We start from the raw sequence: 15,130 nt of genomic DNA on the forward strand, positions 1-15,130 counted from the left end.
CGGGAAATGGCTCGCAATCGCTGAAGACGGTGCTGAGGGAACTGAACCCGGTGCTACGAGGTTGGACAAGCTACTTCCGTTTAACCGAAGTTAAAGGTTGCCTGGAAGAGTTGGATAGCTGGATACGGAGAAAATTGCGGTGCCTGATATGGCGGAACAAGAAAAGGCCGTATGCCCGAGCGAGAATGTTGATGAGAAATGGACTACTGGAGAAAAGAGCCTGGTTATCGGCGACGAACCAACGCGGTCCGTGGTGGAACGCAGGGGCAAGTCACATGAACCAAGCCTTCCGGAAGAAGTGGTTCATAGATGCGGGATTATTCTCATTACTGGATTTACAGCGGCAGTTCCCGTGTTAACAATGAACCGCCGTATACGGAACCGTACGTACGGTGGTGTGAGAGGACGGCGGGAGCGATCCCGCCTCCTACTCGATTGTATTCAAGCCGCCGCCATTCAAGTCGTATTCTCTTTTTCTTCCGTTTTAGAATGTAACTCTCTGATTTTTCCAACGCCAAAGATGATTCGCTGCATAAGTATTGTTGAGCTGGCTAGGGTATGGGAGAAAATAGGGGGGATGAAAAGTACAGGAAGTGTGACGGGGGATGTGTCACGCCACTGTTACTTCATGTATTTTATTGAGAAACAGTCGCTTAACGCCCTAGAATAAGAGTGATGTAGCGCACGAGTTATACGCAATTTACCATCTTGTTCATAAGATGTTAATCAACCTATATTCCAGCTAATTTAAGTTGCCGGTAGTTAATACTCCAGCAGTTTGAAGCACGGCGAGGATAAAAAATGGATATGTTATGGATAAACTGACACCCCTAAAGATTGTACCTTCTCTCTTCGCCGTTATTGTTCCTCTACTTATCTGGTTTGTGATCCCGGTACCTGAAGGGGTTACTCCTAATGCTTGGCATCTGTTGGCGTTATTTATTGGTACCATCATTGCCATTATTGGTAAGGCGATGCCCATTGGTGCGGTTTCGATCATTGCTATTGCGTTGGTGGCGCTGACTGGGGTGACTAACCCCGATAAACCCGGGGCGGCATTGGATGATGCGCTGAGTGGTTTTTCCAATCAACTTATCTGGTTAATTGGCTTCTCGATGATGATCTCTCTGAGCCTCAGTAAGACGGGCTTAGGGGCGCGTATAGGTTATTATTTTATTTCTCTGTTTGGCAAAAAAACGCTGGGGATCGCTTATGCTCTAACCTTGGCAGAAACCGTACTCGCTCCGGTAACCCCCAGTAATACGGCGCGTGGTGGTGGGATTATCCACCCTATCATGAGGTCCATTGCCGACAGTTTTGGCTCTAAGCCAGAATTACAGACGTCTGGCAAGATTGGTCGTTATTTGGCGTTGGTGAACTACAATGCTAACCCGATCACCTCAGCGATGTTTATTACCGCCACAGCACCTAATCCATTGATTGTTAATTTAATCGCCAAAGGAGCAGGTTCGCAATTCGAGCTTACTTGGACCATGTGGGCGGTAGCCGCCTTGTTACCCGCTATCTGTTCGCTGGTGGTGATGCCGTTAGTGATTTATATGCTATATCCGCCGGAAATTACAAAAACCCCTGATGCACCTGGTTTTGCGCAGGATAAACTCCGGGAACTAGGGGCGATAACGCTATCAGAAAAGATCACCTTGGGTGTATTTCTCTTATTGTTGCTGCTATGGGCCGGTGTCCCAGCCATGATTTTTGGCGCAACTTGGGCAGTTAACCCCACAACGACAGCAGCCGTTGGCTTATCTATCTTGCTGATAACCGGGGTGCTGAGTTGGGACGATGTGCTCAAAAACAAAGGGGCCTGGGATACCGTGGTCTGGTTTGCTGCGTTGGTGATGATGGCGACTTATCTCGGTAAACTCGGGTTAATCGCTTGGCTTTCACAAACGGTGGGGGCGGGCATTGGGCATCTGGGGATGAGTTGGATTGGTGGCACCATTTTACTCACGCTGGTTTATCTCTATTCACATTACTTTTTTGCCAGTACCACTGCCCACGTTACCGCCATGTTTGCCGCTTTCTTTGCCGCAGGTATCGCCCTTGGCGCTCCGCCAGCACTGCTGGGGTTGATCTTGGCTTTTTCTTCTTCACTGATGATGTCATTAACCCACTACGGGACAGGCACCGCACCGATTATCTTTGGGTCTGGTTATACCACTCTGGGGGAATGGTGGAAAACGGGCTTTGTGATGAGCGTCGTTAACTTGCTGATCTGGATGGTGATCGGCGGTTTTTGGTGGAAGTGGTTGGGTTACTGGTAAGCAGGTTAATGTTCACCCGCCATTAAGGCGGGTGATCTATCCCCGTCGTCAATAAAGCTGCAGCGGTGTTGGCTTTCCTCACTCACCCCAGTCACTTGGTAGGCCAAGCTCCTGGGGATTCGCTGTGTCGCCGCCTACCTGCAACTTCATTGAACTTGAGTATAGTCGTACTCAGTTCAGAAATGCCGGGCGCTGAGCTTCAAAGCGCGCGATATCCGCTTCGTGCTGTAACGTTAATCCGATACTGTCCAAACCGTTAATCATACAATGACGACGGAAGCTGTCGATCTCAAACGGGTAACTTTTACCTCCTGCTGTCACTGTCTGGTTTTCCAGATCGACGACAAACTCGCAACCCTCTTGCTCGGCCACCAGTTTGAATAAGGTGTCGACATCTTGCTCACTCAACCTGACGGGTAACAGTTGGCTGTTGAAGGCATTACCGTAAAAGATATCCGCGAAACTCGGCGCGATCACTACTTTGAAACCGTAATCGGCCAAAGCCCATGGCGCATGTTCGCGGGATGAGCCACAACCGAAGTTTTCACGCGCTAACAGGATGCTGGCTCCCTTATAGCGGGGTTGGTTCAGGACAAACTCCGGGTTGGGTTGCTGACCGGCATCATCCAGAAAGCGCCAGTCGTTGAACAGGTGTTGACCAAAGCCAGTACGCGTGACTTTTTGCAGAAACTGTTTCGGGATAATGGCATCGGTATCGACATTGGCTGCATCCAGAGGGACCACCAAGCCAGTATGTTGAGTAAATTTAGCCATGATGGTGCTCCTTAGTGCAATTCACGAATATCGGCAAAATGGCCGCTAACAGCAGCGGCAGCCGCCATTGCCGGGCTGACCAGATGGGTACGTCCACCACGGCCCTGACGCCCTTCGAAGTTACGGTTGCTGGTAGAGGCACAACGTTCACCTGAATTCAGGCGGTCATTGTTCATCGCCAGGCACATAGAGCAACCAGGTAAACGCCATTCAAAACCGGCTTCGATAAAGATCTTGTCCAGACCTTCTTTTTCGGCCTGCGCTTTTACTGGGCCAGAGCCGGGTACCACAATGGCTTGCACACCAGCGGCGACTTTGCGCCCTTTGGCAATAGCGGCAGCGGCACGCAGATCTTCAATACGTGAATTGGTACAGGAGCCGATGAATACTTTGTCGATTGGCACCTCGGTCAATTTTATGCCGGCTTTCAGATCCATATAAGCCAGTGCTTTCTCGGCAGAAGCACGTTCAACCGGGTCACTGAATGACTCAGGGGCAGGGATCACCTGATCGATGGCAATGACCTGGCCTGGGTTGGTTCCCCAGGTGACTTGGGGGGCGATCTCTTCTGCACGCAAGGTCACCACGGTATCAAACTTGGCATCCGCGTCAGATTTCAGCGCGCGCCAATAGGCCACTGCCTGCTCCCAGTTTTCACCTGTTGGGGAGAATTGACGCCCTTCGAGGTAATCGAACGTGGTGTCGTCTGGTGCAACCAAACCTGCCTTGGCCCCCATTTCTATTGCCATATTACACAGCGTCATACGGCCTTCCATGCTTAAGCTTTCGATGGCTTTACCACAGAACTCGACAACATGGCCTGTGCCACCGGCACTGCCAATTTTGCCGATGACCGCCAGGACTATATCTTTGGCCGTAATGCCTGGCGCGGCGTCGCCAGTTACTTCAATTTTCATCGCCTTGGCTCGGCCCTGTTTCAAGGTCTGAGAAGCCAGTACGTGTTCAACTTCAGAGGTGCCGATACCAAAGGCTAATGCACCAAAGGCTCCGTGGGTTGCCGTATGGGAGTCGCCACAGACGATGGTCATCCCTGGCAGCGTCATCCCCTGCTCAGGGCCGATTACATGCACGATCCCTTGGAAAGGGTGGTTCAGGTCATACAGTGAAATACCGAATTCTGCGCAGTTCTTCATCAACTCTTGCATCTGAATACGCGCCATTTCACCACTGGCATTGATATCTTTGGTCTGGGTTGAAACGTTATGATCCATGGTGGCAAAGGTTTTGCCTGGCTGACGCACTTTACGCCCCATGGCGCGCAGGCCATCGAATGCCTGCGGAGAGGTGACTTCATGCACCAGATGGCGGTCGATATAGAGCAACGGGGTTTCGTTTGGCGCTTCATGGACGACATGAGCGTCGTATAATTTTTGATATAAGGTTTTGGTCATGATTTATGCCCCTTGAGCCACTAAACGAGCAATGATATCGCCCATTTCATTTGTCCCTACTGCTTTACCTGCACCAGCCAAATCGGCAGTTCGGTAACCCTGTTCCAATGCCTGATTGATCGCGCGCTCAATCGCATCTGCCGCTTCATCTGCACCCAGGCTGTAACGCAGCAACAGGGCCGCAGACAGAATTTGTGCTATTGGGTTGGCAATATTTTTACCTGCGATGTCAGGAGCAGACCCCCCAGCGGGTTCAAATAGGCCAAAACCTTGCTCGTTGAGGCTGGCAGAAGGCAACATGCCCATTGAACCGGTGATCATGGCGCACTCATCCGACAGGATATCGCCGAACAGGTTGGAACAGAGCAACACATCAAACTGCGAAGGATCTTTCACTAACTGCATGGTGGCGTTGTCGATATACATATGCGACAGCGAGACATCGGGATAATCCTTTGCCACTTGGGTGACCACTTCACGCCACAGAATCGAACTTTGCAGTACGTTGGCTTTATCAATGGACGTCACTTTACTGCGGCGCTTACGGGCAGCTTCAAAGGCGATATGGGCGATACGCTCTATCTCAAAGCGGTGATACACCTCGGTATCAAACGCACGCTCGTGCATCCCTTGCCCTTCACGTCCTTTCGGCTGGCCAAAGTAGATACCCCCGGTCAGTTCACGAACGCACAGAATATCGAAGCCACGTGCAGAAATATCGGCGCGGAGCGGGCAGAACTCCTCCAAACCTTGGTACAGCCGCGCAGGGCGCAGGTTACTGAACAGTTTAAAGTGTTTACGCAGCGGTAGCAGCGCACCCCGTTCAGGTTGCTCTGCGGGTGGCAGATGTTCCCACTTGGGGCCACCGACGGAACCGAACAGAATCGCATCAGCTTGCTCGCAGCCGCTCAAGGTCGCCGCGGGCAGGGGAGTGCCATGGTGATCGATAGCCGCGCCACCAACATCATATTCGTCAGTGGTAATGCGGATGCCAAAACGTTCGCGAACTGCGTCCAGCACCTTATGTGCCTGAACCATTACTTCTGGGCCGATGCCATCTCCGGGCAAGACGGCAATATGGTAAGTCTTTGTCATGTTCACATGGTTTCCTGATTATTTTACTGTTTAGTTTGCAGCAGACGCTGTTTCTCTTTTTCGACCTGCTGTGAGCGCCAGATACTATTTAATGCGTGCATCATTGCTTTGGCTGAGGACTCCACAATGTCTGTCGCCAAGCCGACGCCATGGAAGCGGCGACCTTGATAAGAGACCACGATATCAACCTGCCCCAATGCATCTCGCCCCTGCCCCTTAGCGGTGAGCTGATATTTTACCAGTTCAATCGGGTATTCAGTAATGCGGTGAATCGCTTGGTAGACGGCATCCACTGGGCCGTTACCCGTCGCGGCTTCTGCTATCTCTTCATCGCCGCACATCATTTTGACTGATGCGGTAGCCATTATGCTGCTGCCAGACTGCACACTGAAATATTCCAGACGGAAATGCTCTGGCTCTTCCTGTTGTTTATTGATGAAGGCCAAGGCTTCCAGATCGTAATCAAACACCTGGCCTTTTTTGTCGGCCAATTGCAAAAATGCGCTGTACAGATCGTCCAGATCGTAATCTTGCTCCTTATAGCCCATCTCTTCCATACGGTGTTTTACCGCCGCCCGGCCTGAACGTGAAGTCAAATTTAACTGCACATCTTTCAGACCGATGGTTTGCGGTGTCATGATTTCGTAATTTTCACGGTTCTTCAGGACACCATCTTGGTGAATGCCTGAAGAGTGTGCAAAAGCGTTGGCACCCACAATCGCCTTGTTAGCCGGGATCGGCATATTACATAACTGACTGACTAACTGGCTGGTACGGTAAATTTCCTGGTGGTTGATGTTGGTGTGCACCTTCATGAGGTCAGAGCGCACTTTGATCGCCATGATCACTTCTTCCAATGAACAGTTGCCGGCGCGCTCGCCAATGCCGTTCAAGGTCCCTTCAACCTGACGGGCCCCAGCTTGCACTGCAGCAATAGAGTTGCCTACTGCCATGCCCAGGTCATCGTGACAATGGACAGAAATAATAGCCTTATCAATATTGGGTACGCGATCATACAAGGTAGTGATAATGCCACCAAACTGATTGGGGGTTGTGTAACCGACCGTATCGGGAATGTTGATAGTCGTCGCCCCGGCGTTGATGGCGGCTTCTACCACGCGACACAAATTGTCAATGGGGGTACGGCCCGCATCTTCACAAGAGAATTCAACATCATCGGTATAGTTGCGCGCTCGTTTGACCGAACGAATGGCCATATCCAGCACTTCATCGAAGGAACGTTTTAATTTTGATTCAATATGAAGGGTAGACGTGGCCAGGAACACATGAATACGAAATGCCTCGGCAACGCGTAATGCTTCAGCGGCGACATCAATATCTTTATCGACACAACGAGCCAAGCCGCAAACCCGGCTATTTTTAATCTGGCGGGCGATGGTTTGTACTGATTCAAAATCCCCTGGTGAGGAGACCGGAAAACCGACCTCCATCACATCAACCCCCATTCGCTCCAGCGCCATGGCGATCTGGATCTTTTCCTTAACGCTCAGGCTGGCTTGCAGTGCCTGTTCTCCATCACGCAATGTGGTATCGAAAATAATGACTTGTTGGCTCATCTGCTGGTTCCTTGTCGTGTTTTTTCACGCTAAGCGGGTAAAAAAAAACCCGCGCATTAGCGCGGGTTTCTACAGTGGTTGGACTGAGTTAGCTTTGAACCTCGTCCACCAGCATACCGCGCAAAGAAAATGCGTTTAGTAGTAGGCTTAGTAGACGGTGAAAACGGATCATAGCAGTCAGCTTCTCAAAAATATTTCGTTGCCTAATTTGATACTTTATTGACTGTACGATGTCAACTTATGATTGAAAAAAAGCGAGTAAAAAGTGGAATATGGTCTTCACTCATCTCGCTGATGCTTTTGAGGTGGCGTTTTTTTAAGCTATGAAAAAGCGAGTTTTACACTATTTCATCAGGAGATGATTGAACAAGGGAGCGGAGTGATTTATTAATTTTTTGTCGCCAGTTTGCTATTTACATCAATTTTGGTATGGGAATAAAATTAAAATTGCGATTTTTTTAGCATAAATGACACGAATGTTGTGCTATTTGATTGATTATCAATGCGGCAGCGTTTAAATTCCTATTAGCAAAAAATAGAGTAAGTCTGATCGATGTGTATAATTTCGCAAGTAATTATATCGATAGCATCAATCAGTTGGCTTTTTATATCAGTTATTTATATCTATATAGACTAAATAATTCGAACTAATAGGAAGGCGTTAAGTGTCGTTAAGATCGAGCAAATGCCGATTTTAACCGCGCTGGCGCTAACCTATGGAGAGCATCAGGGTGAGGTTTTATAAGTCCAAGAGCATGATAGCTGAGTGCCTAGGGTGATGAATTTACCGGTGGTAGATTCGAATGTCGCTAATGTACAGGCAAATTGAAGTATAACAAGCATATGGCGTTGGAATGATTAGGTGTTACCTTGAGTATATTATTCCTGTCAGATGTTGATAATTACCTGCATGGGACTTAGTGGGGTTAGAAATGTCCGAAAATAATTCAGAAGATATTTTATTAAAAAAGACCAGTGATATTAATTTGCGCGGTGTTGATCTTAATTTACTGACGGTTTTTGATGCAGTCATGCAAATGCAAAATATTACACGGGCGGCAAATTCATTAGGGATGTCACAACCAGCGGTGAGTAACGCAGTGGCACGCTTGAAGGTGATGTTCAATGATGAGCTCTTTGTGCGCTTTGGTCGTGGCATAAAACCCACCAGACGTGCATATCAACTCTTCGGCCCAGTGCGCCAGGCGTTGCAACTGGTGCAGAATGAATTGCCTGGCGCTGGGTTCGATGCTTTGAGCAGTCAGCGTCATTTCAAACTCTCGATCTGCAGCCCATTGGATATTCGATTAACTGCAAAAATAATTAATAGTATCAAAGAAATGGCTCCGAGCGTGCAACTGCAGACACAGTCTTATCTGAACCATAATATCGAACATCAATTACGTTATCAGGAAACGGAGTTTGTGATCGCTTATACCCATTTTGGGCATGCGGAACTGAAAAGTATCGCGTTATTTGACGATGAGCTCACTCTGGTAGCGGCTGAATCACACTCGCGCTTGGCGGGCAGTGTGACGCAAGAGGAAATGCTCGCTGAGCAGCATGCAGTCATCTCTATGGATCGCTTTTGCTCTTTCAGTAAACCCTACTATCTTGATACTGCTTTACAAAGAAGCATTACCCAGCAATGTACCGATCTGTTCAGTGTACTGAATATCGTGGCAATGACCGAAATGGTAGCCATTACCCCACGTTGGTTTGCTGAGCAACATGCCAAAGAGCTGAACTTAAAATTGCTGGCATTACCTTGGGAAAAAAACAGTGTGACCTGTTATCTTTCTTGGCATGAGTCTGCCGAGCGTGATAAGGGCCACCAATGGATGAGGTCTGTGCTTGGTCAATCCGGTTTATTGTGTTAATTAAGTATTCAGGCTTATGTAGATTGCGGCCGACAACCCTAGCCGCTTGAATGGTGACGGGGATATATAATATTTTGGGGTAATTCCCCGTAACGGGCGCTATGTTTTAGCGTCAGATAAGCTCTGTAAGCCTGGAGGCAAACCCATGGAAATGTTGTCAGGAGCTGAGATGGTAGTCCGATCATTAATTGATCAGGGCGTTCAGCATATATTCGGCTATCCGGGCGGGACGGTGCTCGATATCTATGACGCCTTGCATACGGTTGGTGGGATTGACCATATTCTGGTGCGGCATGAGCAGGGGGCGGTGCACATGGCTGACGGCTATGCGCGCGCAACGGGCAAAGTAGGGGTGGTGCTGGTCACCTCTGGCCCCGGTGCCACCAACGCGATTACCGGGATTGCCACCGCTTATATGGACTCCATTCCGCTGGTGGTCCTTTCCGGCCAGGTTCCCACTTCACTGATTGGTTATGATGCTTTTCAGGAGTGCGACATGGTGGGGATCTCCCGCCCGATAGTGAAACACAGTTTCCTGGTCAAGCGTGCCGAAGATATCCCTACGGTATTGAAAAAAGCGTTCTATCTGGCGGCTACTGGGCGTCCAGGGCCAGTGGTTGTCGACCTACCCAAGGATGTTGTCTCTCCCGTCGTTAAAATGCCTTATTCCTACCCGCAAGATATCAGCATGCGTTCTTATAACCCGACGGTACAAGGTCACCGAGGGCAGATAAAGCGGGCATTACAGACTATTCTGGCGGCTAAAAAACCGATTATGTACGTGGGTGGCGGGGCAATTAATTCAGCCTGTCATGAAGAGCTGCTGCAACTGGCAGAAACACTGAACTTACCGGTGACCTGTACCTTGATGGGATTAGGGGCATTCCCGGGGGCACATCGTCAAAGCGTGGGTATGCTGGGCATGCACGGCACCTATGAGGCAAATAATGCCATGCACCATTCAGACGTGATTTTCGCCGTCGGGGTGCGTTTTGATGATCGAACTACCAACAATCTGGCCACCTATTGTCCGAATGCCACCGTGTTACATATTGATATCGATCCGACTTCCATTTCAAAGACCGTAGATGCCGATATTCCGATCGTCGGAGATGCCAAGCAGGTACTGACACAAATGTTGGATCTGTTGCCGCAAGATGGTAAAGGGCAAGACGTTGATGCGCTGTGTGACTGGTGGAAAACCATTGAGCAGTGGCGAGCGCAAGATTGCCTGAGTTATGACAAAAACAGTGGCACCATCAAACCTCAAGCAGTGATTGAAACGCTATACCGCCTGACCAAAGGTGAAGCCTATGTGACTTCAGATGTGGGGCAACATCAGATGTTTGCCGCGCTCTATTATCAGTTCGATAAACCTCGCCGTTGGATTAATTCCGGTGGCCTGGGAACCATGGGCTTTGGCCTGCCAGCAGCACTTGGTGTGAAACTGGCGCTACCCGACGAAACGGTAGTGTGTGTGACTGGCGACGGCAGTATTCAGATGAACATTCAAGAGCTTTCCACCGCGTTGCAATACAATTTGCCGGTGGTGGTGGTTAACTTGAATAACCGTTATCTCGGTATGGTCAAGCAGTGGCAGGACATGATCTATTCTGGACGTCATTCACAATCTTACATGGATTCACTGCCTGATTTTGTCAAGCTGGCGGAGGCTTACGGTCATGTCGGTATTGCCATCCAAACGCCGGATGAACTGGAAAGCAAGTTGGCACAGGCATTAGCTGAGAAACAGCGTCTGGTGTTTGTCGATATCACCGTCGATGAAACGGAACATGTTTATCCAATGCAGATTCGCGGTGGAAGCATGGATGACATGTGGTTAAGCAAAACGGAGAGAACCTGATGAAGCGCCGTATCTTATCTGTATTACTGGAAAACGAATCTGGTGCCTTGTCCCGAGTGGTCGGGCTGTTCTCCCAACGTGGCTATAATATCGAAAGTTTGACGGTTGCACCTACCGATGATCCGACATTGTCACGTATGACGATCCAGACGGTTGGGGATGAAAAAGTCCTGGAACAGATCGAGAAGCAACTACACAAACTGGTGGATGTGCTGCGTGTTACTGAACTTCTTCCTGGGTCTCATGTTGAACGTGAAATCATGCTGGTGAAACTGCAAGCCAACGGTTATGGACGGGAAGAGGTTAAACGTAGTACTGATATCTTCCGTGGTCAGATCGTTGATGTGACTGCGGCGCTTTACACGGTACAACTGGCCGGTACGAGCGAAAAGCTGGATGCATTTCTCAACGCAGTGCGCGATGTAGCGGAAATTGTTGAAGTGGCGCGTTCGGGGATTGTTGGTGTCTCCCGTGGTGACAAGATTATGCGCTAACACGGCTCAACAAATCCCAGGCTGATTCAAGTTGCAGTTAGGCTGAGTTACCTCGTTGGTCACAAGCGGTGCTCACGGCGCATTGTCGGCGCAGCCTAAGAGATTGTCGCTTTGAGTGAGACTGGGCAAATTCTATTTCAGGGGGTGGCTTGCCATCCCCTGTTTTTATTGGTTTTTTCCCTATTTGTTGGTGCCTTGCTGCAAAAGCAGTTGCGAGCGGGAGTTTTCTGCTGTTAGATCGCAAAGTGTGGTTTGAATAACCACTGTAATTTAGGGGATTATTTATCCTGCCTGTTACAAATCACCGTTTGTAGATTGCAATCAGGAAGTCATAGGGAAAGACAATTCCACAATTTTCAGTTCTATTTGCAGCGCTATTAAAGGGGTTAACGTGAAACTGGATGAAATCGCGCGGCTCGCCGGTGTTTCGCGCACTACGGCCAGTTATGTCATCAATGGCAAGGCGAAGCAGTATCGCGTCAGCGATAAAACCGTCGAGAAAGTGATGGCTGTGGTCAGGGAGCATAATTATCACCCCAATGCGGTTGCGGCTGGGTTGCGCGCGGGTAGAACCCGTTCAATCGGTTTGGTGATACCCGACCTTGAAAATACCAGTTATACCCGTATTGCTAATTATCTCGAACGGCAGGCGCGTCAACGTGGTTATCAATTGTTGATCGCCTGTTCAGAAGATCAACCCGAAAATGAGATGCGTTGTATTGAGCACCTGCTGCAACGTCAGGTGGATGCGGTTATCGTTTCTACGGCATTACCGCCGGAGCACCCTTTTTATCAACGCTGGGCTAATGATCCTTTTCCGATTATCGCGTTGGATCGCGCCTTGGACAGAGAACATTTTATCAGCGTGGTGGGGGCTGATCAGGAAGATGCTTTTGCCTTGGCGCAAGAATTACGAGCCTTTCCTGCCAAATCGGTGCTTTATCTGGGGGCGTTACCTGAGCTTTCGGTCAGTTTCCTGCGTGAGCAAGGTTTTCGCCAAGCTTGGCAGGATGATGAACGCCAGGTGGACTATCTCTATGCCAACAGTTATGAACGCGAAGCCTCTGGGGCACTGTTTGCAGAGTGGTTGAAAACGCATCCGATGCCACAGGCGTTGTTTACCACCTCGTTCTCTTTGTTGCAGGGGGTCATGGATGTGACCTTGAAACAGTACGGGCGTTTGCCGACAGAGTTGGCTATTGCCACCTTTGGCGATCATGAATTGCTGGATTTCTTGGAGTGCCCCGTGCTTGCTGTTGCTCAGCGGCATCGCGAGGTGGCTGAGCGGGTATTGGAACTGGTGTTGGCCAGTCTTGATGAGCCCCGTAAACCCAAGCCAGGTATGACGAGTATCCGTCGTAATTTGTTCCGGCGTGGTAGCCTGAGCCGTAAGTAAATCAATCGGAGTAGCATAGTTTCGTCGTCACCTAAGCAGCGGGGGGCGACTTGGCAGATTCTTGTAAGACAGCAGCGAGAATTTGCTCAGGGTTGATAGGGCAAATGGGGTGATTTCCAAAAAATAAGTAAGATAATTTGCCCTTAATTGTAACTAATTGTTTTCCACTGGGATTTATCTCATTTAGCGGCTTGCAAGTTTATGCGGCTTCGCGACGAAGCGAATTCCTAACGAATTGTTAAACCTGATGATTGTAACCGCTAGAACCCTGTAATTTGCCAGGTGATGGATCACCAGAGTGGGACGGATTTATCCAGTGATGGTGAAAATCAGACCAGGATTACAGAAGAAGGTCATGAGTTATTTAATGACTAGATTGTATTTTTTTTCGTCGTTTTTTTGCGATTTTAAAATTTCTCTATTTAATCATGGTGTTAATTTACGTACCTTCAACAAATAATGTTCCTTCCGTGAACCAGCCCCCAGAATGAAGATAGAAATATTGCCAAACCGCTACTGCTCTGGCTTGACAAGGTTTTCATACCCTCCGTAAACTCACTTATGTGGGAAATTGTGGTGTAAAGTGGTGAAAAGGGTCGTAGGGGGGTAGATCGGGTATGTTCCGTGGGGCAACGATGGTTAACCTCGACAGTAAAGGTCGGCTTGCCGTACCAACCCGTTATCGGGATTTACTGAATGAGGAGTCGCAAGGTCAAATGGTTTGCACCATCGACCTCCATCAGCCCTGTCTGCTGCTTTATCCACTATCCCAGTGGGAAATTATTGAGCAAAAATTGTCCCGTCTTTCGAGCATGAATCCCGCAGAGCGTCGCGTCCAGCGCTTACTTTTGGGGCATGCCAGTGAGTGTCAGATGGATAATGCCGGTCGGTTGTTGTTAGCCAGTACGCTGCGCCAACATGCCGGGCTCACCAAAGAAGTGATGCTGGTTGGGCAGTTCAACAAGTTTGAACTGTGGGATGAACAGACCTGGTATCAACAAGTCAAGGATGATATCGACGCTGAACAGTTCGGTCAGGAACCATTGTCTGAGCGGCTACAGGACTTGTCACTATAAGCATGTTAGCAAGTTATGAACATAAAACCGTACTGTTGGATGAGGCCGTGAATGGTCTCAATATTCGCAGTAACGGCATATACATCGACGGTACTTTTGGCCGTGGCGGTCATTCCCGTCTGATTCTGTCCCAATTGGGGCCAGAGGGGCAACTGTTGGCGATTGATCGCGATCCACAGGCGATTGCAGCGGCCCAACTTATTGAAGATAACCGTTTTACTATCATACATGGCCCGTTTTCCGATTTATTGAGTTATGTGCAAACACGGGATCTGGTGGGCAAAATTGATGGTGTGCTGCTCGACTTGGGGGTCTCTTCGCCACAATTAGATGATGCCGAGCGTGGGTTCTCCTTTATGCGTGATGGCCCGTTGGATATGCGTATGGACCCTTCCAGCGTTCAATCTGCTGCTGAGTGGTTAATGAGGGCCGAGGCTGATGATATCGCCTGGGTGTTGAAAACCTTTGGTGAAGAGCGTTTTGCCAAGCGTATTGCTCGCGCCATTGTGGAGAGAAATCGCCAAGAACCCATGACGCGTACCAAACAATTGGCCGATCTGATCGCTAATGCCAGCCCGATTCGTGAAAAGCATAAACACCCAGCTACACGTAGTTTCCAAGCCATCCGTATCTACATCAACAGTGAGTTGGAAGAGATTGAACGGGCGCTGAATGGGGCGCTGGCGGTGCTGGCACCACAAGGTCGTTTATCCGTCATAAGTTTTCATTCTTTGGAAGACCGCATCATCAAACGTTTTATGCGTCACCATAGTCGTGGTGCGCAAGTGCCAGCAGGTATTCCGCTGACGGAAGCACAGTTACGTGAGATGGGCGGGCGCACGCTGAAAACGTTGGGCAAAATGATGCCCTCTGAAATGGAAGTGGCGGAAAACCCTCGAGCGCGTAGCTCGGTGCTGCGAGTTGCTGAGAGGTTGCCGGCGTGATTGGCAATGAGCGTCACAGCTTGGCAGGTGTAATTGGCGGTGATTTACTGCGTAATGCCAAGATCCCGCTGATTTTATTAGTTGCAGTAATGGTTTCAGCCATGTTTGTGGTCACTACCGCGCACCGTACCCGTTTACTGACAGCTGAGCGTGAGCAACTGGTGCTGGAGAAAGATGCGCTGGATATTGAGTGGCGCAATCTGATTTTGGAAGAGAATGCACTGGGTGATCATAGTCGTGTTGAGCGGATCGCCACTGAAAAACTGCAGATGCAACATGTTGATCCATCGCAGGAAAATATCATTGTTAAACCGTGAATGGTTTGGCTGAATT

13 protein-coding genes and 1 pseudogene are annotated in these 15,130 nt (G+C 49.3%); 10 read left to right on the forward strand and 4 right to left on the reverse strand.

Translation table 11 applies throughout. From position 1 onward, the window contains the following. Positions 1–50: 50 nt before the first annotated feature. From IO95_RS26385 to IO95_RS03330, 3 genes and pseudogenes are all read left to right on the forward strand, one after another. A pseudogene (locus tag IO95_RS26385) lies at positions 51–134 on the forward strand (group II intron maturase-specific domain-containing protein); the annotation flags it as partial. A 14-nt stretch (positions 135–148) separates the two neighbouring features. Beyond that, positions 149–670, forward strand: coding sequence for a hypothetical protein (locus IO95_RS26390; protein WP_037383846.1), 522 nt, complete (start codon positions 149–151; stop codon positions 668–670). A 142-nt stretch (positions 671–812) separates the two neighbouring features. Continuing rightward, entirely contained in the window at positions 813–2,285 is a 1,473-nt protein-coding gene (locus IO95_RS03330) for a DASS family sodium-coupled anion symporter (protein WP_023491728.1), read from the forward strand. 171 nt (positions 2,286–2,456) lie between these two features. Here the strand turns inward: IO95_RS03330 and leuD are convergent, their stop codons facing one another. From leuD to leuA, 4 genes are read right to left on the reverse strand one after another with little or no spacing between them, the layout of a single operon-like run. Beyond that, positions 2,457–3,059: a 3-isopropylmalate dehydratase small subunit gene (gene leuD, locus IO95_RS03335; protein ID WP_023491727.1), complete on the reverse strand. Its 603-nt coding sequence runs from the start codon at positions 3,057–3,059 to the stop codon at positions 2,457–2,459. An 11-nt stretch (positions 3,060–3,070) separates the two neighbouring features. Continuing rightward, complete coding sequence (gene leuC, locus IO95_RS03340; RefSeq protein ID WP_023491725.1) at positions 3,071–4,471, reverse strand: 3-isopropylmalate dehydratase large subunit; 1,401 nt, start codon at positions 4,469–4,471, stop codon at positions 3,071–3,073. A gap of 3 nt (positions 4,472–4,474) precedes the next feature. Further along, a complete protein-coding gene (leuB, locus tag IO95_RS03345; protein ID WP_023491724.1) occupies positions 4,475–5,566 on the reverse strand; it encodes a 3-isopropylmalate dehydrogenase in 1,092 nt (363 codons plus the stop codon). A gap of 23 nt (positions 5,567–5,589) precedes the next feature. Beyond that, positions 5,590–7,143, reverse strand: coding sequence for a 2-isopropylmalate synthase (gene leuA, locus IO95_RS03350; RefSeq protein ID WP_023491723.1), 1,554 nt, complete (start codon positions 7,141–7,143; stop codon positions 5,590–5,592). Between the two features lie 932 nt (positions 7,144–8,075). Between leuA and leuO the strand changes: the two genes are divergently transcribed. From leuO to ftsL, 7 genes are all read left to right on the forward strand, one after another. Next, complete coding sequence (gene leuO, locus IO95_RS03355; RefSeq protein ID WP_023492114.1) at positions 8,076–9,023, forward strand: transcriptional regulator LeuO; 948 nt, start codon at positions 8,076–8,078, stop codon at positions 9,021–9,023. Between the two features lie 145 nt (positions 9,024–9,168). After that, on the forward strand, positions 9,169–10,887 hold the full coding sequence (gene ilvI / locus IO95_RS03360) for an acetolactate synthase 3 large subunit (protein WP_023492113.1): 1,719 nt from the start codon (positions 9,169–9,171) through the stop codon (positions 10,885–10,887). Continuing rightward, the gene (ilvN, locus tag IO95_RS03365; protein ID WP_023492111.1) at positions 10,887–11,381 is read left to right on the forward strand and encodes an acetolactate synthase small subunit; all 495 of its coding nucleotides are present in this window, start codon (positions 10,887–10,889) and stop codon (positions 11,379–11,381) included. The genes ilvI and ilvN overlap by 1 nt, the downstream gene beginning before the upstream one ends. A 391-nt stretch (positions 11,382–11,772) precedes the next feature. After that, positions 11,773–12,777: a catabolite repressor/activator gene (gene cra / locus IO95_RS03370; RefSeq protein WP_023492110.1), complete on the forward strand. Its 1,005-nt coding sequence runs from the start codon at positions 11,773–11,775 to the stop codon at positions 12,775–12,777. A gap of 617 nt (positions 12,778–13,394) precedes the next feature. Further along, complete coding sequence (gene mraZ / locus IO95_RS03375) at positions 13,395–13,853, forward strand: division/cell wall cluster transcriptional repressor MraZ (RefSeq protein WP_023488955.1); 459 nt, start codon at positions 13,395–13,397, stop codon at positions 13,851–13,853. Between the two features lie 2 nt (positions 13,854–13,855). Beyond that, entirely contained in the window at positions 13,856–14,797 is a 942-nt protein-coding gene (gene rsmH / locus IO95_RS03380) for a 16S rRNA (cytosine(1402)-N(4))-methyltransferase RsmH (protein ID WP_023488954.1), read from the forward strand. Next, on the forward strand, positions 14,794–15,114 hold the full coding sequence (ftsL, locus tag IO95_RS03385) for a cell division protein FtsL (protein WP_023488953.1): 321 nt from the start codon (positions 14,794–14,796) through the stop codon (positions 15,112–15,114). Before rsmH ends, ftsL begins: the two co-directional genes overlap by 4 nt. Positions 15,115–15,130: the final 16 nt, after the last annotated feature.

The organism is Serratia sp. DD3, from assembly GCF_000496755.2.